Origin of the sequence: Agrobacterium sp. 33MFTa1.1, from assembly GCF_004328495.1 — a bacterium.
Lineage (GTDB): Bacteria > Pseudomonadota > Alphaproteobacteria > Rhizobiales > Rhizobiaceae > Agrobacterium > Agrobacterium pusense.
On the sequence record NZ_CP036358.1, the window covers coordinates 1,318,907 to 1,343,155 of the forward strand.

The 24,249-nt window shown below is 59.7% G+C and carries 23 protein-coding genes and 1 tRNA gene; 13 read left to right on the forward strand and 11 right to left on the reverse strand.

The features are described 5' to 3' along the window. Positions 1–112 precede the first annotated feature (112 nt). The 4 genes from popZ to EYD00_RS06665 all read right to left on the reverse strand — a co-directional run bounded on the left by popZ (position 113) and on the right by EYD00_RS06665 (position 2,848). Positions 113–1,075 (reverse strand): cell division protein PopZ, encoded by a 963-nt coding sequence (gene popZ / locus EYD00_RS06650; RefSeq protein WP_004442172.1) that lies wholly within the window; start codon positions 1,073–1,075, stop codon positions 113–115. 392 nt (positions 1,076–1,467) lie between these two features. Then, positions 1,468–2,139 carry a protein-L-isoaspartate O-methyltransferase family protein gene (locus EYD00_RS06655; RefSeq protein WP_004442175.1) on the reverse strand — a complete coding sequence of 224 codons (672 nt, stop codon included), beginning with the start codon at positions 2,137–2,139 and terminating at the stop codon, positions 1,468–1,470. A gap of 243 nt (positions 2,140–2,382) precedes the next feature. Beyond that, positions 2,383–2,456: transfer RNA gene (locus EYD00_RS06660), tRNA-Cys, on the reverse strand. 239 nt (positions 2,457–2,695) lie between these two features. Beyond that, positions 2,696–2,848 (reverse strand): DUF3309 family protein, encoded by a 153-nt coding sequence (locus EYD00_RS06665; protein WP_004442177.1) that lies wholly within the window; start codon positions 2,846–2,848, stop codon positions 2,696–2,698. A gap of 734 nt (positions 2,849–3,582) precedes the next feature. Between EYD00_RS06665 and EYD00_RS06675 the strand changes: the two genes are divergently transcribed. Then, the gene (locus tag EYD00_RS06675; RefSeq protein WP_004442182.1) at positions 3,583–3,870 is read left to right on the forward strand and encodes a hypothetical protein; all 288 of its coding nucleotides are present in this window, start codon (positions 3,583–3,585) and stop codon (positions 3,868–3,870) included. An 81-nt stretch (positions 3,871–3,951) separates the two neighbouring features. After that, positions 3,952–4,197, forward strand: coding sequence for a DUF982 domain-containing protein (locus tag EYD00_RS06680; RefSeq protein WP_004442183.1), 246 nt, complete (start codon positions 3,952–3,954; stop codon positions 4,195–4,197). Positions 4,198–4,683: 486 nt separating this feature from the next. On the opposite strand, the gene wrbA is transcribed toward EYD00_RS06680, so the two are convergent. Further along, positions 4,684–5,283 carry an NAD(P)H:quinone oxidoreductase type IV gene (gene wrbA / locus EYD00_RS06690; RefSeq protein ID WP_004442185.1) on the reverse strand — a complete coding sequence of 200 codons (600 nt, stop codon included), beginning with the start codon at positions 5,281–5,283 and terminating at the stop codon, positions 4,684–4,686. Between the two features lie 277 nt (positions 5,284–5,560). On the opposite strand from wrbA, the gene EYD00_RS06695 reads away from it, so the two are divergent. The 6 genes from EYD00_RS06695 (at position 5,561) to EYD00_RS06725 (ending at position 13,466) form a co-directional block, all read left to right on the forward strand. Continuing rightward, positions 5,561–6,352, forward strand: coding sequence for a competence/damage-inducible protein A (locus EYD00_RS06695; protein WP_004442187.1), 792 nt, complete (start codon positions 5,561–5,563; stop codon positions 6,350–6,352). A 105-nt stretch (positions 6,353–6,457) separates the two neighbouring features. After that, positions 6,458–7,303: a universal stress protein gene (locus tag EYD00_RS06700; RefSeq protein WP_034498973.1), complete on the forward strand. Its 846-nt coding sequence runs from the start codon at positions 6,458–6,460 to the stop codon at positions 7,301–7,303. A gap of 306 nt (positions 7,304–7,609) precedes the next feature. Next, on the forward strand, positions 7,610–8,107 hold the full coding sequence (gene gpt / locus EYD00_RS06705; protein WP_006698845.1) for a xanthine phosphoribosyltransferase: 498 nt from the start codon (positions 7,610–7,612) through the stop codon (positions 8,105–8,107). Between the two features lie 823 nt (positions 8,108–8,930). Then, a complete protein-coding gene (locus tag EYD00_RS06715; protein WP_004442195.1) occupies positions 8,931–12,749 on the forward strand; it encodes a vitamin B12-dependent ribonucleotide reductase in 3,819 nt (1,272 codons plus the stop codon). A 116-nt stretch (positions 12,750–12,865) separates the two neighbouring features. Then, complete coding sequence (locus EYD00_RS06720) at positions 12,866–13,144, forward strand: BrnT family toxin (protein WP_004442197.1); 279 nt, start codon at positions 12,866–12,868, stop codon at positions 13,142–13,144. Further along, positions 13,134–13,466: a helix-turn-helix domain-containing protein gene (locus EYD00_RS06725; protein WP_034498976.1), complete on the forward strand. Its 333-nt coding sequence runs from the start codon at positions 13,134–13,136 to the stop codon at positions 13,464–13,466. The genes EYD00_RS06720 and EYD00_RS06725 overlap by 11 nt, the downstream gene beginning before the upstream one ends. Positions 13,467–13,472: 6 nt before the next feature. On the opposite strand, the gene EYD00_RS06730 is transcribed toward EYD00_RS06725, so the two are convergent. Then, positions 13,473–14,798 carry an Nramp family divalent metal transporter gene (locus tag EYD00_RS06730; RefSeq protein WP_004442203.1) on the reverse strand — a complete coding sequence of 442 codons (1,326 nt, stop codon included), beginning with the start codon at positions 14,796–14,798 and terminating at the stop codon, positions 13,473–13,475. A 262-nt stretch (positions 14,799–15,060) separates the two neighbouring features. On the opposite strand from EYD00_RS06730, the gene EYD00_RS06735 reads away from it, so the two are divergent. Together EYD00_RS06735 and EYD00_RS06740 are read left to right on the forward strand one after the other, a co-directional pair. Beyond that, on the forward strand, positions 15,061–15,426 hold the full coding sequence (locus EYD00_RS06735; protein ID WP_004442206.1) for a VOC family protein: 366 nt from the start codon (positions 15,061–15,063) through the stop codon (positions 15,424–15,426). Between the two features lie 126 nt (positions 15,427–15,552). Beyond that, positions 15,553–15,774, forward strand: a complete 222-nt coding sequence (locus EYD00_RS06740) for a hypothetical protein (protein ID WP_004442209.1) — start codon at positions 15,553–15,555, stop codon at positions 15,772–15,774. Positions 15,775–15,790: 16 nt separating this feature from the next. Here EYD00_RS06740 and EYD00_RS06745 read toward each other — a convergent pair whose 3' ends face one another. Next, positions 15,791–17,524: an ABC transporter ATP-binding protein gene (locus EYD00_RS06745; protein WP_004442215.1), complete on the reverse strand. Its 1,734-nt coding sequence runs from the start codon at positions 17,522–17,524 to the stop codon at positions 15,791–15,793. A gap of 229 nt (positions 17,525–17,753) precedes the next feature. Between EYD00_RS06745 and EYD00_RS06750 the strand changes: the two genes are divergently transcribed. Next, positions 17,754–18,986 carry an AI-2E family transporter gene (locus EYD00_RS06750; protein WP_004442218.1) on the forward strand — a complete coding sequence of 411 codons (1,233 nt, stop codon included), beginning with the start codon at positions 17,754–17,756 and terminating at the stop codon, positions 18,984–18,986. A gap of 386 nt (positions 18,987–19,372) precedes the next feature. Here EYD00_RS06750 and EYD00_RS06755 read toward each other — a convergent pair whose 3' ends face one another. After that, positions 19,373–19,828 (reverse strand): GNAT family N-acetyltransferase, encoded by a 456-nt coding sequence (locus tag EYD00_RS06755; protein WP_004442221.1) that lies wholly within the window; start codon positions 19,826–19,828, stop codon positions 19,373–19,375. Between the two features lie 107 nt (positions 19,829–19,935). Here EYD00_RS06755 and EYD00_RS06760 point away from each other — a divergent pair, with 107 nt between their 5' ends. Next, positions 19,936–20,355, forward strand: coding sequence for a hypothetical protein (locus tag EYD00_RS06760; RefSeq protein ID WP_004442223.1), 420 nt, complete (start codon positions 19,936–19,938; stop codon positions 20,353–20,355). A gap of 206 nt (positions 20,356–20,561) precedes the next feature. On the opposite strand, the gene EYD00_RS06770 is transcribed toward EYD00_RS06760, so the two are convergent. The 3 genes from EYD00_RS06770 to EYD00_RS06780 all read right to left on the reverse strand — a co-directional run bounded on the left by EYD00_RS06770 (position 20,562) and on the right by EYD00_RS06780 (position 23,020). Then, a complete protein-coding gene (locus EYD00_RS06770; RefSeq protein WP_034498979.1) occupies positions 20,562–21,716 on the reverse strand; it encodes a DUF2336 domain-containing protein in 1,155 nt (384 codons plus the stop codon). A 111-nt stretch (positions 21,717–21,827) separates the two neighbouring features. Further along, positions 21,828–22,439 carry a flavin reductase family protein gene (locus EYD00_RS06775; RefSeq protein WP_004442227.1) on the reverse strand — a complete coding sequence of 204 codons (612 nt, stop codon included), beginning with the start codon at positions 22,437–22,439 and terminating at the stop codon, positions 21,828–21,830. After that, complete coding sequence (locus EYD00_RS06780; protein ID WP_004442229.1) at positions 22,439–23,020, reverse strand: nitroreductase family protein; 582 nt, start codon at positions 23,018–23,020, stop codon at positions 22,439–22,441. Before EYD00_RS06780 ends, EYD00_RS06775 begins: the two co-directional genes overlap by 1 nt. Before the next feature lie 110 nt (positions 23,021–23,130). Between EYD00_RS06780 and EYD00_RS06785 the strand changes: the two genes are divergently transcribed. Next, complete coding sequence (locus EYD00_RS06785; protein WP_004442231.1) at positions 23,131–24,111, forward strand: RgsD C-terminal domain-containing protein; 981 nt, start codon at positions 23,131–23,133, stop codon at positions 24,109–24,111. Positions 24,112–24,249: the final 138 nt, after the last annotated feature.

Here is a 24,249-nt window from a genome sequence, read left to right on the forward strand (position 1 = left end):
GCTTTCATCTTCAATAAAAAAGCCGCCCCTGTGCCGGGCGGCCCCTGTTTAACGCCAATGCCACGCCTCCCGAGGCGGGCGGGAAGCACCAGGCCCTGCGGCCAGCGTAAAATCAGCGGCGCGAGCCGCGCGCCACGCGCTCGATTTCTTCGCGCACGAGACGCTCCACCAGGGTTGGCAGATTGTCTTCCAGCCATTCCTGCAGCATCGGACGCAGCATCTCGGCCGCCATGTCCTCGATCGAACGACGTTCGACGCCGTCGAAAACCTCGGCCAGCTCACTGAAGGAACGCGCGATCTGCGCGCCCGCGGCGGCCGAGATGAGGTTGAGCGACAGGTCGGAGCCGGCCTGTGCTTTGTCTTCCGGCTGCGGCGCAACCAGATCGAGTGACGGCGCCTCGGCAATGGGTTCCTGCACGTCGATGTCGAAAACTTCCTCGGCTACGGCGGTTTCAATCGCACCGCGCAGCGCCATATGATCAAAATGGTTTTCCGGTACAGGCGCGCTTTCAATGGCAGCGGCAGCGGCCCGGTCCTCGGAAGCGGCGGGCGCCTGCTGTTCAGCAGCAGTTGCCGCAGCCGCCACCATCAGCGGCCGTACATCCGTCGGACGCTGTGCCGCGGGCCGTTCGGTCTGCGGCACGGCGGGAGAAGAGGAAGCTGGAGAAGCCTGCATCGCCGCGCGCTGGCCCTGCGAGGCGAAGGCCTGCGGCCCCATGGCGGCGTTGCGGTCTGCGGCAGCGCGAACCCGCGCGGCGACATCGGCGAGCGACATCGTCTTTTCGACGGGGATTTCCTGGGGCTCGGCCAGGGACTGTTCATAAGCCGGTGAAAAATCCTGTGCAGGCCGCGCGCCAAAGGCCTGGTTTGCCGGCGGAGGGACGCGGGCCGGCGGGCTGGCTGGCTCCGTCATGTAAGTTGCGTCGCCTGCCGCCTCGTCCTCATCGTCATAAACCGGCGGTAACTGGCCGGAAAATGCGCCGGCGGGCCCTGGCTCGTTGCTTTCGATGATCCGGCGTATCGACGCCAGAATCTCTTCCATGGACGGTTCACGCGCTACGCTTGGCTGAGCCATATCAATCCCCGGTTTCCACTCTCTAGCACCCGGCCTCGCATCCCTTCGGATGCCAGGGGCACTTCGCACCTGTTCAATCTGCACATCACGGCAGCGGCAGCCGAAAACAACCGCCGCGCCGACAGTCTGCAACAGGCCTGAGAAAGACGCTCCGCATCTTCGCAACCCGCTGCAGGGGTCATGCGGGGCAGAAATACGCACACCCCGAATCACCTTAGTTTAGGGTAGCACGGCCACGAACTAAATCACTGATTCGACAAGTTTCGTGATGATACACAGCTTTGTGGGCGCGATGTTCTCGAAGACGCACACGGGATGAATTTCCAATCCTCACAAAAACGCCGGGGTGGAAATCCCACCCCGGCGTCAAGAACAGAATGATGGTACGGTGATCAGAAAACGAATTCGGCCGCCTTGGCGAAACCCGGCAGCGGCTTGACCGAAGCATTGAAGAAGGTCGCGGCCGACGTGCTGGCGCCATCGCGGCGATAGACGGTGGCCTTTGCGGCATTGCCGTATCCGACAACGACGACGAGACGCCCGCCGTCGCGCAACTGTTCGGTAAGTGCCGCCGGCACTTCCTCGACAGCGCCGTTCACGAAAATCAGATCGTAAGGCGCTTCGCTCGCATAACCCTTTTCGAGATCGCCGGTGACGACAGCGACATTGTCATAGCCAAGCGAAGCGAGCGTTTCGGTCGCCTGTGCGGCGAGCGCTTCATCGCATTCGAGCGAAACGACGGAGCCGGCAAGCTGGGACAGGATGGCGGCCGCATAACCGGAACCACCGCCGATTTCCAGGACCACGTCCTCCCTCGAAACGGCCGCGAGCTGCAGCAGCTTCGCGAGCGGCGAGGCCTTCATGACATAACGGGCCGGGCGGCCATCCCGGGCGGGACAGATCTGCAAATCCTCATCCACATAGGCAATCTGCCGTGCACCCGTCGGCACGAATGCCTCGCGCGGCACACTCAGAAACGCCTTCAGCACCGAATGCGAAGTCACGTCGGTCGTACGCAGCTGGCTGTCGACCATATTGGCGCGCGCGGTTTCGAAATCCATCATGTCGTTATCGCCTCAATTTCACGGATGCCGGTCGGGAAGTCCCGGCTCCAAAAGCTCAAAACGGCGCGGGCCTCCCCTCGCCTTTGAATAATCTCATAATTGGCCAAGAGCGCGCTTTCAAGCGCGGTAAGACGGATGTGGGGTAAAAAGCAGAATGGCAGCGGTTTTCTTCGCGGAACGAACGGCGAGACGTCGCCAATCGTGACGCGGAACAGGAAAAATCATCGTACCGTGGGAGAATTTTGGAGGCCTCGCCCGGAATTGAACCGGGGTACAAGGATTTGCAGTCCTCTGCGTCACCACTCCGCCACGAGGCCTCACACGCTCATCAATGGAGCGATGGCGGGCATTTAGAACGAATCCATTTGGGGCGCAAGAGGGATCGTTCCGAATGTCGTGTTTTTTCAGCCGGGTACGTGGAGTTCAACCGCCCACCTTGTCTAAGTCACTAAGATGACATGGCTTTTGGCGTCATACCGTTGCTCCGGACGAAAAATTGCCCGCAGCCGAAGCGTTTTCGACTGCGGGCAACCCGTGCATTTTCAGGAACGGTCGATCAAATCCGTCCCATCAGAACCAGGATCAGCACGATGACCAGCACCAGTCCGAGACCGCCCGAAGGGCCGTAACCGTAATTATGATAACCCCAGCTTGGCAGCGCGCCGATGAGGAACAGAATGAGCAGGATGACAAGGATGGTGCCGAGCATGTTTAACCCTCCACTATTGGCATGTGTCCGACTGCTTCAATGACGCAGCGCGTGAAAAGTTCCCTCTTCCGGCCTCTCCAGCAGGCTGAAAGAATGACGGCAGACGTGCCGTTTCAACAGGTTACACCGCTTTTGCCCAGACATGATGGTCCGGCCGGAAGGGGCGTGCCGTCCCCCGCGCCTGGCGGATTAATGTCCCGGACAGTGAAGATGAGGAACTGTGCATAGTCTCGCGCGTCGCATCCATCGCGAGTTCTGGATCGCTGCAATTTATTCGAGGTAATTTCTCGCTCTATGTCTATTTTCGGTTGTCCGCCATAGTGAAGACAGTCCCCCGTACCCTGAAACCGGCGGGAGACGGAGAGATCCGGCTTCGCTGGCAGTGCGCCGGATCTCTCCCGCCCCCTCCCTCGCTCCGTCCCACTCCTGCCGCAGGCAGGTCGGCACACGTACATGTGACCGACGACCATGCGTGCTACCCCTTGCCTCGTCTCAGCCTCTCCGGATAGACCCCCGTGACGGGAGGGAGAAACGAGAATCATATGTCCGGTTTTGCGAACCTCATCCCGCTTTTCATCTTTGGCTTCCTCGTCTATTTTTTCTTTCGCTGGGTCGCGCGCGACATTCAGAACCCAAAGCGCAAGTAGTCGGAAGGAATAATACTGCCGCATCCGCCGCTTCCGGGAACCTCCGCGCCTCCATATCGTTTTTGCAGATGGACCTCGGAGGACAGGATGAAAACGCTCGCATCATCGGCCGCAATAGCCCTTTCGCTCGCGCTTGCGGGATGCACGACCGCAGGTCCGGCACCCTATGTGGAGCCCATTCCCGGGAGCATCATCTATAAAGGCCAGCCGCGCACGAAGCTGACGAAGTCACCGATTGGCAGCACCTTCACTCATGAGTTCCGCATAGACAGCAGCACAAGGGCGGTGGAAACCTATCGCATCGCGCCGGACCGCTCGCTGGAACTCATTGACCGGCGCATCCTTCGCGAATGGCTGTTCGGACGCGACGACTGACCGCACCGGTCGGCTCCGAAACGGATTGCGCATCCCGCCTGCTTCGTTTAGAGCCGGGCGCGAAACCAACATGGATGAGCGATGAACACGCGCTGGCAGAAACCCGTCCTGATCGCCTTCGAAACGCCGGGTGATTATACGAGCATCGAAACAACCCAGGCCGCCTCCTGGGCCCTGATCGAGGACTGGCCGGTGGAGGATGGCGAGGCGCTAGACAAGGCGCTGCTGGTCTGCGCCGCCGTGGATGCCGGCAGGAAAAAGCCTGAAGACGCGCGCAAGGCCTTCATCGCCGCCGCGATCGAAGCGGGGCTCGACATCAAGGCGTAACGGCCCCGTCACGCGTCGCGACGGAGGCGCCAGGGGCGCTAACGTCAAGTTCATGGTTCGATGGATCGATACAGAGGAAAGCGTCCGGATATATGAAAAAAGCCCTGTTCATCTTTCTTCTCTCCTGCCTGGCGATCGGCCTTCTCGGCCACCTCGTCGTGGCTTTCGTCGTCACCGGCTGACACGCCGTAAATCAGGCGTTAAGAATCCCTAAATTTCATTCTGCTGTTATGGAACCGCGTTAAACTTTTTCCGTTCTCTTTTCGATCGAACAAGGAGGATTGAAATGCGTGACGGACTGAACGGTTTTCTTGAAATTTCGATGATCGGCTTCGTGGTTGCAAGCTGCCTCTTCATGGTGAACCTGCCGATCTGATCGGGGAACGAGCTTCGCAGGAGAGCATCGCGGTTAAGCTGGTGATGATGCCACCGGCACAGAAAATGCGGCCTTTTGGGCCGCATTTCTTTTTCACTGGACTTTCAGGATCAGGCAGAAAGCTTGGCGGCGATTTTCGCCACATGCGCGCCCTGGAAGCGCGCACCTTCAAGTTCGACTTCGGAGGGCTGGCGGGAGCCGTCGCCGTCGGTAATGGTGGAGGCGCCGTAAGGGGAGCCACCCTTGATTTCATCGACACCCATCTGGCCCTGGAAGGCATAGGGCAGACCTACGACGGCCATGCCGTGGTGCAGGAAGGTCGGCAGGAAACCGAGAATAGTCGATTCCTGGCCGCCATGCTGGGTGGCGGAAGAGGTGAAGGCGGAACCTACCTTGCCGACGAGCTTGCCGCCGAACCACAGGCCGCCCGTCTGGTCCCAGAAATTGCGCATCTGCGAAGCGACCGTGCCGAAGCGGGTGCCGGCGCCGACGATGATGGCATCGTATTCAGCCAGTTCGTCCACGGTGGCGATCGGCGCCGCCTGGTCGAGCTTGAAATGCGAAGACTTGGCGACCGCTTCCGGCACCAGTTCCGGAACGCGCTTGACGACGACGTCTGCGCCCGCCGATTTTGCACCCTCGGCGACAGCATAGGCCATCGTTTCGATGTGACCGTAGGAAGAATAATAGAGCACCAGAACTTTCGTCATTTTCTTTGTTTCCTTTGGGTTTATCGTTTCCGGCGTCCCGACCAGAAGCCTTTTCAAAAACGTGATGATGATTATCGGCGACCCGTTACAAGCATGTGATGAAAATCTAGCTCACAGGCTTCTTCCACGCCAGCGGCTTATCGGCATACGCACTGTTCACCATAAGTGAACGGAAAAGCGAAACGTCAACTATTTGCCGAAATACATTTTTTCAAAACCGCTTTGCAATCATCGGGCACGGGGCTAACGTCTGATAAAACAGATGACGAGTACACCCATGTCCAATCCCTCTTCCGCTCAATCCGTCGTGACCGCCGCCATGCTCGCCATTGGCGACGAGTTGCTTTCGGGCCGTACCAAGGACAAGAATATCGGCCACCTCGCGGACGTGCTGACCATGTCCGGCATCGACCTCAAGGAAGTGCGTATCGTTGCCGATGAGGAGGACGCGATCGTCGAAGCGCTGAATGCGCTACGCAGCCGCTATGATTATGTCTTCACCTCGGGTGGCATAGGCCCGACCCATGACGACATCACCGCGGATGCGGTTTCCGTGGCGTTTGGCCTTCCCTGCGAGCACGATGCCGAAGCCTTGCGGATACTTGGCGACATGTACCGTGCCCGTGAGATGGAATTCACCGATGCGCGCAAGCGCATGGCGCGCATGCCGAAAGGTGCTGTCCACATCGCCAACCCTGTTTCCGTCGCCCCCGGCTTCATCATCGGCAATGTCTATGTCATGGCCGGCGTGCCGCAGGTGTTCCAGGCGATGCTCGACAACGTCATGCCGACGCTCCGCACCGGCGCCAAGGTGATGTCGCAGGCCGTACGCTCACCGTATGGCGAAGGCGATATCGGCACGCCGCTGACGGCCATCCAGAAAGCCCATCCCGAAACCAGCATCGGTTCCTATCCGAAATATGACGGGCAACGCTTTTCGACGGAAATCGTGGTGCGCGCCCGGGATGCAGGCGTGCTGAAGGCCGCGGCGGATGCGGTCGCGGCCATGATCGAAGCCATCGGACAGGAGAAAAGACTGGCGGCAGGCAAGGGCGACGCAACGGCTTGAGCGAGAAAGGGCCTTTGACAAACGGGCTTTGACCAAAATCAAGGTGGCGGCCTGCAAAGGCGGCCACTCTCCCCACAGAAATTAGATGTCACCGAGGAGAGATAAATGGGTTACAAAACGATATTGGCAGTGGTCGACAATGTTTCGAACACACAGAAGCTCGGCGAATTCTTGGTGAGCCTTGCAGACCAGTTTTCCTCGCATGTCATCGGCCTGCACATGGAAACGCTGGCCGCCGTTCCCCTCGTCGCGCCGATGGAAATTCCCGATCCCGCCACCGTGCAGGCCCTGCAGGATGTGGCACACAAGGAAACCACCGATGTCGGCACGCTTTTCGAGCGTACGCTATCGGCCAACGGCATCTCGCATGAATGGCGAAGCTTCGTTACCTCGGTGGGTTACGCCTCCGCCTCTGCCATCGACAGCGCCCGTTGCGCCGATCTCGTCGTCGCCCGCCAGAGCAGTTCCTCGGCTTTGTCGGACAGCCGCACCGATATTGACAGCTTTCTCTATGAAAGCGGCCGTCCCGTTCTCCTCGTCCCGCATGTGCTCACCGTCGCCAAACCGATCAAACGCGTCCTGATCGCCTGGAATGGCTCTCGCGAGGCGACGCGCGCCACTTTCGACGCCCTGCCCTTTCTGAAAGCCGCCGACAGCGTCGAGATATTCTCCGTCGACCAGGCAGAAAGCGAAACGCAGTCCTCCGGGTTTGCCGGTACGGAACTGGCCGCCACGCTCGCCCGCCACGGCGTGAACGTGACGGTGACCTCACAGGAAAAGATTGCCGGCCTTTCGCCGCAGGCGGCCATCGAAAATCGCCTTTCCGATAACAGCATCGACCTTCTGGTCATGGGCGCTTACGGCCATTCCCGCTGGTGGGAGCTGCTGTTCGGCGGCGTTACCCGCACGCTGCTCGATTCCATGACGGCGATGACGCTGCTGTCGCGTTGAATATGGATGCGGCGCAAATGGCGCCGCCAGCCCCCGCCATCTCGCTCGAAAGGAGCGTCCGCCACTGGTTTCTTCTCCCCGCCCGGGGGAGAAGTCCGCGGCAGCGGGATGAGGGCGAGGGAAAAGATAGACCGAGAGCCAGCCCCCTCATCCGACCCTTCGGGCCACCTTCTCCACCCAGGGGAGAAGAAACAAGCGGCATTCTCTCAGCCAAAATCACGCCGGATAAGCGCAAAGCTTGCCTTTTTGCCGGTCTTGCGGCTATTAGCCAAAGCCATCGACAATTTTGACCAGATGGTAGACGACATGTCCCTTCCCGATAAAGCCTTTCCCGTTTCCTGGGACCAGTTTCACCGCGACGCCCGTGCGCTTGCCTGGCGTCTTGCCGGTCTCGACAAAGAGTTCCGGGCAATCGTCTGCATCACCCGCGGCGGCCTCGTTCCGGCGGCGATCATTTCCCGCGAACTGAACATCCGCATGATCGATACGGTCTGCATCGCCACCCGCCATGACTACGTCAACCAGGGTGATACGGTCCTGTTGAAAGGCGTAGCCCCCGAGCTGACTGTTGATGCCGGCGAAGGCGTGCTTGTCGTCGACGATCTGACCGATACCGGCAAGACGGCGCTCGAAGTGCGCGAAATGCTGCCGAAGGCGCATTTTGCCTGCGTTTACGCCAAACCGAAGGGGGTGCCGACCATTGATACTTTCGTCACCGAAGTGAGCCAGGACACCTGGATCTATTTCCCCTGGGACATGGGCTTCACCTATCAGGAGCCGATCGCCAAGGGATCGCGTGGCTGAGTGCCTGAAGAATGGCGCTTTTTCTTTCCGTCATGCCGGACTAGATCCGGCATCCAGCCACGGCGCGTCTGCGCCGTGAGACGACTCTCTCCCGATCAAGGATTGATCGCGCTGGACCCCGGATCTGGTCCGGGGTGACGGAGTGCGGATGCACCAACCGCGCAAGACTTCCCCCAGCAATATACACTCTTTCGCCGTCCCACCCGGGGCGGCTTTTTTGTGTGAAAAGGCCTTTTTGCCCACAGTGAAAAACACGGAAAAACCGCAGTGTCGCCATTATGCCTCACCCCGAAAATGCGGGGTTTTGCCTTTCCGTTGCGGAAACCAGCCTCGCGCAAGCTTCAAATTTTTCCGCCAAGTCACTGATTTTTCTGAGAGCTTTTCCTATCCCCGTTTTCCACAGGCACTCCACACAATATCTTGTGGTTAAAAATGGGTTTCAATCTATGGCTTGACGAATCTGTGTCGCGAGAGGAAAGTGACAAATATGTTGCGGCGGCAACGAACCGGAAAGTAACGAGGCCGGTTCTTCTCCATCTTCAGCGCGCATGTCCAAACGGCGTCCCGGCCATGAGGGGGCGGTTCGCCGATGGCTTTTCTGCGCCTTCGGAACCGCCAAAAACATTACGCGGGGACTGGCAGCAAGAATGTGTTAACACTATATATAGTAGGCTTGCAGCCATCTTAAACACGAGATACAGGGGTGACATCCAAGGATGAACATCCCATCAGATCGGCAACAACCGGCTGCGCGAAGGCATCGCACGGCTGGAACGAATTTTTGCGCCCTTCACCGGGCGCCCAATGGACGAGGACAGAAACCATGCGCATTGAACGCCGCTTCACGAAGCCCGGCCAATCGCCTTATGCGGAGATCGACTTCCGCAAGGCCGTCAGTGAAATCAAGAACCCGGATGGATCCATCGTGTTCCGTCTGGCTGACATCGACGTTCCCGCGCAGTTCAGCCAGGTTGCCACCGACGTTCTGGCGCAGAAATATTTCCGCAAGGCCGGCGTGCCGAAGTTCCTGAAGAAGGTTGAGGAAAATGACGTTCCTTCCTTCCTCTGGCGCTCCGTGCCCGATGAAAAGGCTCTGAAGGATGTTCCGGAAGCCGAGCGCTACGGCTCCGAGACCGATGCACGCCAGGTTTTCGATCGCCTGGCCGGCACCTGGGCCTATTGGGGCTGGAAGGGCAAATATTTCTCGTCCGAAGAAGATGCCCTCGCCTTCCGCGACGAGCTTGCCTATATGCTCGCCACCCAGCGTGTTGCCCCCAACTCCCCGCAATGGTTCAACACCGGCCTGCACTGGGCCTATGGCATTGATGGTCCCGGCCAGGGCCACTTTTATGTCGACCCCTTCACCGGCAAGCTGACCAAGTCCAAGTCCGCTTACGAACATCCGCAGCCGCATGCCTGCTTCATCCAGTCCGTTGAGGACGACCTCGTTAATGAAGGCGGCATCATGGATCTGTGGGTGCGTGAAGCGCGCCTGTTCAAATACGGCTCCGGCACTGGCTCCAACTTCTCCTATCTGCGTGGCGAAGGCGAAAAACTCTCCGGCGGCGGCAAATCGTCAGGCCTGATGAGCTTCCTCAAGATCGGTGACCGCGCAGCCGGCGCCATCAAGTCCGGCGGCACGACCCGCCGCGCAGCGAAGATGGTCGTCGTTGATGCCGACCACCCCGATATCGAAGCCTATATCGACTGGAAGGTGAACGAGGAGCAGAAGGTTGCCGCTCTCGTCACCGGTTCCAAGATCGTCGCCAAGCACCTGAAGGCGATCATGAAGGCCTGCGTCAACTGCGAAGCTGACAACGGCGATTGCTTCGACCCGGCCAAGAACCCTGCCCTGAAGCGCGAAATCCGCGCCGCCAAGAAGGACATGGTGCCGGAAAACTACGTCAAGCGCGTCATCCAGTTCGCCGAGCAGGGTTACAAGGACATCCAGTTCAAGACCTATGACACGGACTGGGATTCGGAAGCCTACCTCACGGTGTCGGGCCAGAACTCCAACAACTCCGTCTCGCTGAAGGACGATTTCCTGCGCGCTGTCGAAAATGACGGTGACTGGAACCTCACCGCCCGCAAGGACGGCAAGGTCATGAAGACGCTGAAGGCCCGCGACCTCTGGGAAAAGATTTCCCACGCCGCCTGGGCGTCTGCCGATCCGGGTCTGCACTTCAACACGACGATGAACGACTGGCACACCTCGCCGGCGGCCGGCCCGATCCGCGCCTCCAACCCGTGCTCGGAATACATGTTCCTCGATGACACGGCCTGCAACCTTGCCTCGCTGAACCTTCTGCAGTTCAAGGATCAGGCGACGAAGCGCATCGATATCGCCGATTACGAACACGCCGTTCGCCTCTGGACCGTCGTGCTCGAAGTGTCCGTCATGATGGCGCAGTTCCCGTCGCGCCAGATCGCCGAACTCTCCTATGAGTACCGCACGCTGGGCCTCGGTTACGCCAATATCGGCGGCCTCCTGATGTCCTCCGGCATTCCCTATGACAGCGCCGAAGGCCGCGCCATTGCCGGTGCGCTCACCGCCATCATGACCGGCGTGTCCTATGCCACCTCGGCCGAAATGGCCGGCGAGCTTGGCCCCTTCCCGGGCTTTGCGCCCAACCGCGAAAACATGCTGCGCGTCATCCGCAACCACCGCCGCGCCGCCCTTGGCCAGTTGGAAGGTTATGAGGGCCTGTCGGTCAACCCGGTCGCACTCGTCCATGGCGACTGCCCGGATCAGGACCTGATCGCCCACGCAACGGCCGCCTGGGACAAGGCGCTGGAACTTGGCGAAAAGCACGGCTACCGCAACGCCCAGACCACCGTTATCGCACCCACAGGCACGATCGGCCTCGTGATGGATTGCGACACGACCGGTATCGAGCCCGATTTCGCGCTGGTGAAGTTCAAGAAGCTCGCCGGTGGCGGTTACTTCAAGATCATCAACCGCGCCGTTCCGGATGCGCTGCGTTCGCTCGGTTACTCCGAAAGCCAGATCGCCGAGATCGAGGCCTATGCCGTCGGCCATGGCAATCTCAACCAGGCTCCCGGCATCAACCCCTCGACGCTGAAGGCCAAGGGCTTCACCGATGAGAAGATCGAGGCCGTCAACGGCGCGCTGAAAAGCGCCTTCGACATCAAGTTCGTCTTCAACCAGTGGACGCTCGGCGCCGACTTCCTCAAGGAAACGCTGAAGGTTTCCGACGAGCAGCTCTCCGACATGAGCTTCAACCTGCTCGAGCACCTCGGCTTCGGCAAGAAGGACATCGAAGCGGCCAACGTTCACGTCTGCGGCGCGATGACGCTGGAAGGCGCACCGTTCCTGAAGAACGAGCATCTGCCCGTCTTCGATTGCGCCAACCCCTGCGGCAAGATCGGCAAGCGTTACCTCTCCGTCGAATCGCATATCCGCATGATGGCGGCGGCACAGCCTTTCATCTCCGGCGCGATCTCCAAGACGATCAACATGCCGAACGATGCGACGGTTGAGGATTGCGGCGCAGCCTACATGCTCTCCTGGAAGCTGGCGCTGAAGGCCAACGCCCTTTACCGTGATGGTTCCAAGCTTTCCCAGCCGCTCAATGCGTCGCTGGTGGGAGACGAGGACGACGAAGACCTGATCGAAGACCTGATCCAGCAGCCCGCCGCACAGCAGGCCGTGACGATCACCGAAAAGATCGTCGAACGCGTCATCGAGCGTGTCTCACGCGAGCGTGAAAAGCTGCCGAACCGCCGTCAGGGTTACACCCAGAAGGCAACTGTGGGCGGTCACAAGGTCTATCTGCGCACCGGTGAATTCGGTGATGGCCGCATCGGCGAAATCTTCATCGACATGCACAAGGAAGGCGCTGCCTTCCGCGCAATGATGAACAACTTTGCCATCGCCATTTCGCTCGGCCTGCAATATGGCGTGCCGCTGGAAGAATATGTGGAGGCCTTCACCTTCACCAAGTTCGAACCGGCCGGCATGGTGCAGGGCAACGACGCGATCAAGAACGCCACGTCGATCCTCGACTACGTGTTCCGCGAACTCGCCGTCTCCTATCTCGGCCGCCACGATCTCGCCCATGTCGATACGTCCGACTTCTCCAACACGGCGCTCGGCAAGGGTATCCAGGAAGGCAAGACCAACCTCGTTTCCACCGGCTGGACCCGCGGTTACAAGCCGACCATCGTGTCTCGCAATGACGGCGAACGCACCGCTTCCGAGCCCAAGGGTTCGGCAACGGCAGCCCCTGCCCGCGCCTCGGCCAACGTGACCTCGTTTGCAGGCTCTGCCGCCCGCAAGCTGGAACCGACAGTCGCCATCGCAACCTCCGAAATCGTCTCCTTCAAGCGGGACTATGAAGAGCGCGCCAAGGAACTGGCCGAAGAAATCGCCGAAGAAGTGATCGACGAGGTCGTCCAGGAAGCCCAGCAGACGGCAACCGCCCTCTTCTCCGATAAGGCCGCCGCAGACGCCGCTTCGGCCAAGACGGAAGCCAAGAAGGTCGAAAACGAACGCCGCATGCGCTCGATCGCTCAGGGGTATACGGGCAACATGTGCTCGGAATGCCAGAACTTCACGATGGTGCGGAACGGCACTTGCGAGAAGTGCGATACTTGTGGTGCGACGAGCGGTTGCAGCTGAGCGTTAGCTTAGACACCACCAAAAAACGACTAGTCTTGAGGGCTCTTTCAGATATGAAAGAGCCCTTCTTCTTTTGATATTTTATCCCTTTCACTACTGGAAACCCGTAGTCCACAATGTTATCTTTCGAGTGGAATGACCGAAAAGCTTTAACCAATCTCGCCAAACATGGCGTCAGCTTTGAAACGGCCCGCAAGGTTTTTGAGGATCCATTTGCCGTGGATATCGAGGATCGTTCGGCTAATTACGGCGAAGTCCGACGACGTATAGTGGGGTTGGGCAACGGATTGGTTCTGACTGTGATCTATACCGAACGCAGCGAAGTGATCCGCATCATCTCGGCACGAAAGGCGACACGCGCGGAGCGCAAGGAATACGACGACAATGGCTGGTAAAATCGATCAAACAGACTGGGCCCGCCTTCACGCCATGACCGATGAAGAGGCGGAGGCGAATGCGCTTGCCGACCCCGACAATCCGCCGCTTTCTGCCGAGCAACTTGCTGCGGCTCCCAGAATGCCGCGCATCAAGATCATTCGCCGGGCCCTGAAGCTGACGCAGGAAGAGTTTTCCGCGCGTTATCATATTCCGCTCGGCACCCTGCGTGATTGGGAACAGGGACGTAGCGAGCCGGACCAGCCGGCCCGCGCTTATCTCAAGGTCATCGCCGTCGACCCGCAGGGCACGGCCGCCGCGCTCCGTAAAGGCGCGGCCTGACCCGCCTCACCCGATAAAATCCACCAGCAGCTTCACATTCAACGCTGCAATCACCACCGCGATCAGCCATGCGAAGCCTGAGAGCCAGAGCGGTGAGCGCAGCTCGCCCATCTTGGCCTTGTCACCGGTGAACATCACCAGCGGGAAGACGGCGAAGGAGAGTTGCAGGCTCAAGACAACCTGCGTCAGGATCAGCAGTTCGCCCGTGCCGCTGTCTCCGTAAAGGATGGTCACGCCGGCGGCGGGGATGATGGCGATGGCGCGGGTGATGAGGCGGCGTAGCCAAGGGGCGAGCCGCATCTTGAGGAACCCTTCCATCACGATCTGGCCGGCAAGCGTTGCCGTGACAGTGGAATTGATGCCGCAGCACAAAAGCGCCACTCCGAACAGCGTCGGCGCAATCGCAAGGCCGAGCAGCGGCGCCAGCAGATTATGCGCCTCGCCGAGTTCGGCGACATTAGTCTGCCCCGCCTTGTTGAAGGTCGCCGCCGCCAGAATGAGGATCGAGGCGTTGATGAGAAGCGCGAACATCAGGGCGATGGTGGAATCGAGCGTCGCGAATTTCAGCGCCTCGCGCTTTTCGGCAATTGTCTCGCCGATTTCGCGGGTCTGCACGATGCCGGAATGCAGATAGAGATTATGCGGCATGACGGTCGCGCCGAGAATGCCGAGCGCCAGATAGAGCATGTCAGGATTGGTGACGATTTCGGTCGTCGGCGCAAAACCAAGGATCACCTGCCCCCAGTCAGGATCGGCGAGCGCTACCTGAATGGCAAAGCACACCGCGATGACGCCAAGCAGCGTGATGACGAGCGCCTCCACCCAGCGGAAACCGAGCCTCTGCAGATAAAGGATCAGAAAGACATCGAGCGCGGTGATGAGAACGCCGATTTCGAGCGGAATGCCGAAGATGAGGTTGAGGCCGATGGCCGTGCCGATCACCTCGGCAATATCGGTGGCGATGATGGCGATCTCGGCGAGCAACCACAGCAGTATGGCCACCGGCTTCGGATAGGCGTCACGGCAGGCCTGGGCGAGATCGCGGCCGGAGGCAATCGCAAGACGGGCGCAGAGCGATTGCAGCACGATCGCCATGATGTTCGAGACCAGCGCAACCGTCAGCAGCGTATAGCCGAACCTGGAGCCGCCGGCGAGCGACGTCGCCCAGTTTCCGGGATCCATATAACCGACGGCAACGAGATAGCCGGGACCAAAAAACGCCATCGCCCGCCGAAACGTGCCGGCATTCGCCTTGACGCGGATCGAGCTGTGAACGTCTGACAACGAGAGATCGTCGCCGTTTCGCCGCCATCCAAAGACTGGCTTCTCCATACTATGCGCTTTCTGAACGGAAATCTGATTAATGCAATTGCAAATCATTCGCATAAAGAGACGCAGGACGCAAGCTGACTTTTGACGCCGCGATGTGGCGCTTAGCCCTCTCCCGGCACTGCGACCGGTCACGCGGGTGCTGGACGATTGACAATGTGGTTACCTGACACCGCGCGCCATTGCCTCGCCATGTCAGCCATCGCTAGAAAGATCGGTGCCATCAGAAATTTGAAAGTGCGTCAGTCCAGCTGAGGAGAAGCGTATGAATATTGTCGCCCATGTCGAAATCCCCGTGACCGATCTTGATCGGGCGATCCGCTTCTATCGCGCGGTTTTTGATGTGCCATTTGCCGAAATCGTCGCGATCCACGATAGCAGAATGGCCTATTTCCCTTTTGACGAAAACAGCAATGGCGCCAGTGCCGCGCTTGCCGAAGGCCCGGCCTATGTACCGACGCGAGATGGAGCGATCGTCTATTTCAGTGTCGCTGATGTGGATGATGTTATTGCCAGAGCCCTTGCCGGTGGAAGCGAGCTCCTATTTCCCAAAACGGCGGTGAATGATGCACTCTTCGTCGCGGAGATTTCCGATAGCGAGGGCAACCGCATCGCCATTCAATCCGCCTGATCGGCCTTCCCAAGACAGAATGACCGGACTCACGTCCTTGTCATCACCTGTTCGCCACCCAAACGGAACAGTCGCGGTAGCGCTGGCGTTGATCTTTCACCAAAACGCTTAAATCTGGGGAAGTTCATGCGACAGCACCGGAATAACGACGTGGTGAACCATCCAGGCCGGTGGCCGAACTATATCATGGGGCACAGAAAGCCCCGCGAATGGCTGATGACGATCAGCGGTGTCCTGCTGCTCTTCGTCGTCGCGGCCGCCGTCGCCATGGGTTACCTCGTCAGCAGCCATCCCGGCAAGCCGGAGCCGAACCCCGGCATTGTCGAAGAACAGGCAGCAGAAGGCTGAGCGACGTGCGGGCCGGTCAGCTGAGGCCCGCGAGATGACCGCTGAACTGCGCCTCGTGCAGACGGCTGTAATGGCCCTTGGCAGCCAGGAGTTCGGCATGAGCGCCGGTTTCGGCGATGCCGCTCTGGTCAACCACCACGATGCGCGAGGCATCGCGAATCGTCGCCAGCCGGTGGGCGATGACGAGGGTGGTGCGGCCTTTGGCGAGCTCGGTCAGCGATTGCTGGATGGCCCGCTCGGTTTCCGTGTCAAGCGCCGAGGTGGCCTCATCGAGAATGAGGATCGGCGGATTTTTCAGGAACATGCGGGCAATCGCAAGACGCTGCTTCTGCCCACCGGACAACTTGACGCCACGTTCGCCAATGACGGTATCGAGCCCGAGCGGCATGGCCTCGATGACGCCATCAAGACGGGCGCGCCGCGCCGCCTCCATGATCTCCGCATCCGAAGCGCCAAGCCGTCCATATTCGATGTTCTCACGGATCGTGCCGCCGAACAGGAAGACATCCTGCTGCACGATGCCGATCTGATTGCGCAGCGAGGCGAGCTTCATCTTTCTGATATCGATGCCGTCAATGGTGATCGCACCGCTGGTGACGTCATAAAAGCGCGGCAGCAGCGAGCAGAGCGTCGTCTTGCCCGCACCCGACGGACCAACGAAAGCCACGGTCTCGCCGGCGCTGATCTTCAGGTCGATGTTGCTCAGAACCTGCTTGCCCTCGGCATAACCGAAGCCCACATGGCGGTATTCGATATCGCCGCGCAGCAGCGGCGCTTCCACCGCATCGGGCGCATCAACAATATCGGGCGCGGTGTCGAGAAGCTCGGTGAACCGGCGGAAACCGGCAATGCCCTTGGGATAGGTCTCGATGACCGAATTGATTTTTTCCACCGGGCGGAAAAACACGCCGACCAGCAGCAGGAAGCCGACGAAGCCACCTTCCGTCAGGTCGCCATTCAACACGAACCAGGCGCCGCAGATCATCACGATCATCTGTGTCAGCCGCATGCTCATGTAGCTCAGCGAGGTGCTGGCCGCCATGATCTTGTAGGCGTCAAGCTTGGTGCGGCGGTATTTCTGGTTGTCTTTTTCGAACAGCGCCCTCTCGTGATCCTCATTGGCAAAGGCCTGCACCACTCGCATGCCGCCGACATTTTCCTCGATACGGGCGTTGAAATCCCCCACACGGCCGTATAGCGCGCGAAAATTCTGCGTCATGCGACCGCCATACCGGCTGGTGACCCAGGCGGTGACGGGCACGACGGCGGCGGTGATGAGCGCCAGCGGCACATTGACCGACAGCATCAGCAGGAACGCGCCGATAAAGGTCATGATGGCGATGAACAGGTCTTCGGGGCCATGGTGGGCCACCTCGCCGATCTCTTCCAGATCCTTGGTCAGCCGCCCGACCAGATGGCCGGTCTTCTGGTTGTCGAAATACCGGAAGGAAAGCTTTTGCAGATGATCGAAGGCCAGACGGCGCATGTCGGTTTCGATATTGATGCCAAGCATGTGTCCCCAGTAGGTGACAGTCGCCATCAATCCGGTATTCAGTACATAGATGAGGAGCAGCCCGACGGAGGCGGCCAGGATGATAGCCCATTCACCGCCCGGCAGCAGCACGTCGACAAAGGCCTTCACCGCCATCGGAAAGCCGAGTTCCAGTACGCCCGACAAGACAGCGCAGGAAAAATCGAGAATGAACAGACCGCGATAGGGGCGATAATAGGCGAAGAAGCGGCGGAGCATAGCGTGACCTGGAGATCGGGCGCGGCAACCTTACGCCGCAAGAAAAACGGAGTTCAATTGTCATATTTCAATGCGCGCGCCAAGACCGATGTTCTATTTTTACCAAAATCGTTCAATAGGTTCAGCAATAAACACACAACGGTAATGTGATCCGATTATATTGCACTTATATGTATCGGTGTGACAGAGTGAATGCACCCTTCGGGGAGAATGCGAGAAAGAGCCTGCCGTGAGTAAGAATGACAGCCGTAAGCAGAGTGGCGAACCGAGATGGCTTGGTCCGGCCAGCCCGACGCGGATCGCCCTGATCCCGCCCATTTCGGCTGCGCGCTGGCTGCTCGTTCTCGTTGCCCTGGCCGGCATCTACTTCTTCCACGGCTTCCTGGTTCCGGTTCTCGCCGCCCTCGTCATCGGTTTCGCCAGCTGGCCGGTCTATACACGGCTTCTTCGGCAGGTGGGCGGCAACACCACGCTCGGCGCCACCATCGCCATCATTCTCATCCTCGCCTTCCTTGTCGTCCCGATCTTCATCGCCGCTTCCTACACGGCCAGCGAAATCCGCGAATGGTTCGGCTGGGCAGTGCATGTCAACAAGACCGGCGCCCCCGTGCCGGACTGGATCGCCGCCCTTCCCGCCGTCGGCCCATGGCTTGGCGAACAATGGGTGAAATACATCGGCACGCCGGGCGCCATCGGTGAAGTGATCCAGCTCGTCAGCGGCGCCAATATCGGCAATATCTACAGAGCGATCCTCGCCGCCGGCAATGGCGCGTTCCATCTCGTGCTGACGTTGCTGTTCATGCTGATCGCGCTGTTCTTCGTCTATCGTAACGGGGCCGGTTTCACCCGTCAGGTCGATCTGGTCGGCGAGCGCATCCTGCCGACGCGGTGGGAGCGCATTTCCCGCGTCGTGCCCGCCACCATCAGCTCCACGGTCACCGGCATGACGCTGATCGCCATCGGCGAAGGCATCATCCTCGGCATCGCCTACTGGATCGCCGGTGTCCCCTCGCCCGTCACGCTCGGCGTGCTGACAGGCGTCATGGCTCTCATTCCGGGCGGTGCGCCTCTGTCCTTCACGCTGGTGTCGATCTATCTGGTCGCCAGCGGCTCGCCCGCCCACGGGTTGGCCCTGTTTGTCTGGGGTTCGGTGGAACTCTTCATCGTTGACAAGACCATCCGCCCGAAACTCGTCGGCGGGCCCATCAAGCTGCCATTCCTGCCGACGTTTTTCGGCCTCGTCGGCGGCGTCAAGACCATGGGTTTCCTCGGCCTCTTCATCGGCCCGGTGCTGATGGCGCTTCTGGTCGCGATCTGGCGCGAATGGGTTCGTGAGGTCGAACTTTCCGCGGCCGCCGAAGCTCCGACACCGCCTCCTGCGCAGGGTGACGCCCCGGACGAGGTCGCCGTGCTCGAGGACAATAGCGAGGAAACCACGGCGTTTCGAAAGGCCGCTTTTTGATTGAAGCCTGCGCCAGACGCCGCAGCTCCGGTAACGACAGATATCCGCGAACCTCGCATCCGCCCATGCTCGGCCTCGTTGCGCATCCGCAACTATCGCTTCTCCGGTACGGGACCTGATCCTCGGCGCGTTGCGATCATTCTTAGTTCTAAGTTTTCATTCAGGTCTGAAACGGATGGACAGCGGGAAATGCACCATCGCCGTCATCCTCACCTTGTGCCAAGGTTCTAATCACGTCAGATAAAATCACTCGGATGCAGATCCTCGTGACACACCGAGGATGACGTTGGGTGTTTGGCGCGATCCGTCGCTCGCGCTGCGTTTCATGTCGCGTGGATTCTTTCGTTTTGGACACTGCTAAGCGGCCGCGAACCTGTACCGCCGACTTAAAGCACCTTCTCCATGAAGAGGCTGAGCGGATCAGGCTTATAGGGCGCAAAAGCCTCGATCTCCACGAAACCCGCCTTGCGGTAAAGCCCTATCGCCTCCGGCTGGCTGATGCCGGTTTCGAGACGAATGGCAGAAAGGCCAAGCTCCTCACCACGCGCGATGAGCGTATCCATGATCAGCTTGCCGATGCGCAGACCCCGCGCCTCCGGATCGACGAACATGCGCTTGACCTCAGCCGTGCCATCGCCCGCTTCCACCAGCGCCCCGCAGCCGACCACGCGGCCACCATGCCGCACCACGAAAAAAGAGACATTATCCTTCTCAAGCGCGCCGATATCGACCAGATGATTGCTTTCTGCGGGGTAAAGCGACGCCATATAGGCATTGGAAAGGTCGATGAGGCGCAGAACCGCGTCCTGACGGGGTGTCTCAAGCTTGATTTCGATGGCCAATGCGATGCCTGCCTTCTCTCAAAAAAATGCGTATTTCGTCGTAATGTCACTGCAATCGGGATAGATGAGTTTCTAGAGCATAATTCCCGACAGAGGCAACACACACCATGAAAACAGCCCTCGTTCTCATGACCTTTCTCGGTTGCGACGACAGCGCCACCGATTGCCATTACCTCGCCACCTCGCAACAGCGGTGGACGAGCATCGAACTGTGCGACGCTGTATCGGAAAAGGAGCTGGAGCGTTTTGCGAACGCGTCCTATCCGGTGGTCGTGGCCGTGTGCCAGACACCGGGTGAACAGAGCCCGCAAACGGCCGGCACGCAGTCCGGCACTCCAGCACCGGCCGATGCCCAGCAGGCCACGGCGGAAGTGACGCCGAAAGAAGAGGAAAGTCTCACCAAACAGGCGATCGGCCGCGTCAGCCGCGTCCTTCCTTCTACCGAAGGCATAAAGCACTTCCTTGGAACGCCTGTGAGGATGGTCGAAAACAGCTATTCATGGATTGCCAAACGGTTCGATAAGTGATTGCGGGCAACCGATCTTCCCTCATTCCTGTGCTTGTCACAGGAATCCAGCGACGCGCGTCTCAGCGGCGGAGAGAGTCCTTCCAGCCCAAGGACTTGGGCTGGAAGGATCCCTGTGACAAGCACAGGGATGAGGATGAGAGGATGCCCCTTCCGGGAAAATTATGATACTCATGCGATTTGTATCAGCCGAAAATTAACCCGACCTCACGCCGCCTCCACCGCCAGCGCCTGCGCATAATATCTCGCCTTCTGCCGTTCTTCCGCAATGCTCAGCTTGCGCACCGCGTGCAACAGTTCGAACAGCGTTTCGGAACCGCTCACGTCACGGAAATGCGACAGCAGTTCGGCAGAGACGGAGGCGGCCGCCTCAGGAAGCTGCGAGCGGGTGGCACGGCGCCACATCAGCGTCGCTTCGCTGAAGACGTCAACGACGTCGCCCGACAGACCAATGGACTGGAACAGCGCCTTCAGCGCATGCGGCCGGCCCGTGGCCAGAATGGCGCGCACCTTGCGGTCATCAAGACCGGAGAGATTGACCATGGCCGCCGTGAAGAACTCAAGCCGGCCCGAACAGACGGCATGGATGAGCAATGCGGGCGTCAGCTCCAGCCTCTGGCGCAGATGCTCCACCAGTGCCGGCAGTTCCGGCGAGGAAACGCTCGATGCGATCAGGATGGTGGCGGAATCTTCCGCTTCGCGGAAAAGACTGTCGGCGCGGTTGCGCGTGATCAGCGCATGAACCAGCGCGGAATCCGCAAGTGCCTCGCTCACGCGGCCCACAAGCAGATGACGCGCATCGGCAGGCAAGGCCTCGCGGCGGAGCAGGAGATCACGGATATCGGCGTCGCAACCGTGACGTTCGGCGATGCGCCGGAGCGAAAACGGTGTGATGAAGGCTTCGTCATTTTCTAGCAGGATGGTGGTTTCGGGCAGGTCGCCAACTTCCGCAAGTGCGGCGCAGACCCCGCGCGGCAGGCCGGGCCTGGCGGCGATGAGCGCGCGGGTCAAGCTTTCACCACGCCCCGCCAGATCGACCAGATCGGCCTCGGCCAGAACCGGCGAACGGGCGATTACCGTGCAGGCGATTTCCGGCTGGTCTTCGGCAAGGGAAACGATAATGGCGCGCGGCGCATCATGGGCGTCCGCAAGCGCTTCGGCAAGCGCCAGCCGCACGCGCGGCGAAGGATCGTCGAGAAGATAGGTCATCGCCATATAGGCAGCATCGCGGTTTTCGCGCGCCATGCCGGAATGCAGATAGGCACGGCCGAGAGCATTGGCGGCATTCGCCCGCTCGGTCGATCCAGCCTTTTCAGACCAGCGAAGAAATGCCTGTACGATCACCTGAGCCTCGAAACACATTCATACAATGGATGGCGGCATCATCGCCGCCACCATGTATAAAACTCTAGGCGCAAATGGTTTACGTTTGGTTCACCATAAAAATTAACCCTCGGCGAAGAAGGCCTATATTTACGGCGCAGTAGAGGGGCGCTGCAGCTGGAATACATCGCTGCCGCCATCGCAGTAATCCATATAGCCCATGCGCGCCACGGGACGGGCAAGTCCCATGTCGATGCGCCCATCGTGAATGATCGTTTCATCGATGTGGATCGCCATGACCTGACCGATGACCATCCAGGAATCCGCTGGCTCGCCGTCAATGTCCCTGAGTTGCTGAATCTGGGTTACCCGGCATTCGAGAACCGCCAGTGCCTCACCCACAAAAGGCGCATCCACCACGCGGCCATCGACAGCGGTAAGACCGGCAAGGGCGAATTCATCGACATCATAAGCGACGGGTGCAGAAGACGCATTCATCCGGTCTACCAGATGGCGGCTGACGAGATTGGCGGTAAAGACGCCGGTCTCCTCGACATTGCGCAGACTGTCCTTCCTGCCGCTGGAGGAGAACATCACGAGCTTCGGCCGGTCCGAAATCGCGTTGAAGAAGGAATAGGGCGAGAGGTTGAGGGAACCTTCCCTGCCCTTCGAGCCGATCCAGCCGATCGGGCGCGGCGCGACGATGGCCTTGAACGGATCATGCGGCAGGCCGTGCTGGTTGGTGTCCGTGGTGTAGAACATCAGACGTCCCCAACCCAGGTGACGACATCGGCAAGCTCCGGCCGAGGCCGTTCCACCGGCGGGAATGTCGTCGAACCGACATGAATGAACCCGGCGACCTTCTCCGCCGCATCGACGTCGATTTCCGCGAGAAAGGCCGGATCGAAAGCGAGCCATTCCGTCAGCCAGTTCGCTGCGAAACCGCTGGCATTGGCTGCGAAGATGAGATTGAGGCACACCGCGCCGGCCGACATGATCTGTTCCCACTCCGGAATCTTGAAATGCGGCTTTGCAGTGCTGATGACGGCAATGACGACGGGTGCGCGGGTCAAGCGGGTGCGCTCGGCTTCCTGCTGCTGCAGGTCGAGGTCCGGGTTCTTTTCGAGTGCGATCCGAAGCGCCGTTTCACCGAGACGGACGCGCTCCTCGCCGCGGAAAACCACGAAACGCCACGGCGCAAGCTTACCATGGTCAGGCACGCGCACGGCGAGCCGCAGGATGTCTTCAATTTCCGTCTTCGAAGGTCCCGGCTCGGCAAGCTGCAGGGCCGGCGTGGAACGGCGAACCCTGAGGTAATCGAGGAGCTTGATATCACTTGTCATGATCAATAATCTTCCATTCTGCTGTCATCGCAAAAACATGGGCCTTGAAATAGCCACGGCATTGGTTTTGAAGTGATCCGGGAAAATCAAGAAGTCAATCGGTATCGAAAATGTCGGCAATCAAAATCGCGGCGCGTCTGACCATTGCATGTGCCGCGCTTGGCCTGTTATCGCAAGCTGCTTTTTCGCAGGACGCCTTCAAGGACTTCAAGCAACTCGGCGGCACGCCGAAAATGCCGAAACTCAATGCTTTCACCGCTCCCTCCGCCCCCAACGCGCCGACTAGCACCGCCCGCGACATAGTCATGGAAGCCAAGCTGACCGGCGAAGGCGAAGCGGTGAAGGAAGGCCTGTCCTGGCGCGTATTCAGCCCCATCCCCGGCACCGACGGTAAATTGCCGATGCTGGCAAGCTCAGAGGGCGGCTCGGCGGAATTCCATCTGGTGCCGGGCGAATATTTCGTCAACGTCGCTTTCGGCCGCGCAGGGGTGACCAAGAAGCTCAACGTGCCTGCCTCCGGCAGCGTCCAGAAACAGGTGCTGATTCTCGATGCCGGTGGTTTCGTGCTGAACGCCGTTGCAGGGTCCGACAAGCAGATTTCCGCCAACCAGCTGAAATTCGCTATCTATTCCTCCGACGCCCGTCCCGATGGCGAACGCGGGCTGGTTATGGAAGACGTTAAACCGAACACCATCGTGCGCCTCAATGCCGGCACATATCACGTCGTTTCCCAATACGGTAACGCCAACGCCTCCGTGCGCGCCGATATCCAGGTGGAAGCCGGCAAGCTGACAGAAGCGACCCTTCAGCACCGGGCGGCACAGATCACTCTCAAGCTGGTATCCGAAGCGGGCGGCGAAGCCATTGCCGATACAGCCTGGTCGGTGCTGAACGGCGGCGGTGACGTTGTCAATGAAAGCGTCAGCGCCTTTTCGACCATGGTGCTGGCCGAAGGTGAATATACCGCTATCGCCCGCAACAAGGACAAGGTCTACCAGCGCAATTTCAAGGTAACCTCAGGCCGGGATTCGGATGTGGAAGTGCTCATGAAGGATCAGGCGCCGGAAGAGATGTCCGGGGATTTTGAGTAGGCGTCACCCACATCCCTCCGTCATGTCGGAATTGATCCGGTATCCAGCGACGACGCGTCTGTCGTCGTGAAGAGAGTCTTTCGCGATCAACGACTTGATCGCGCTGGCCCCGGATCTAGTCCGGGATAACGGAGGTGA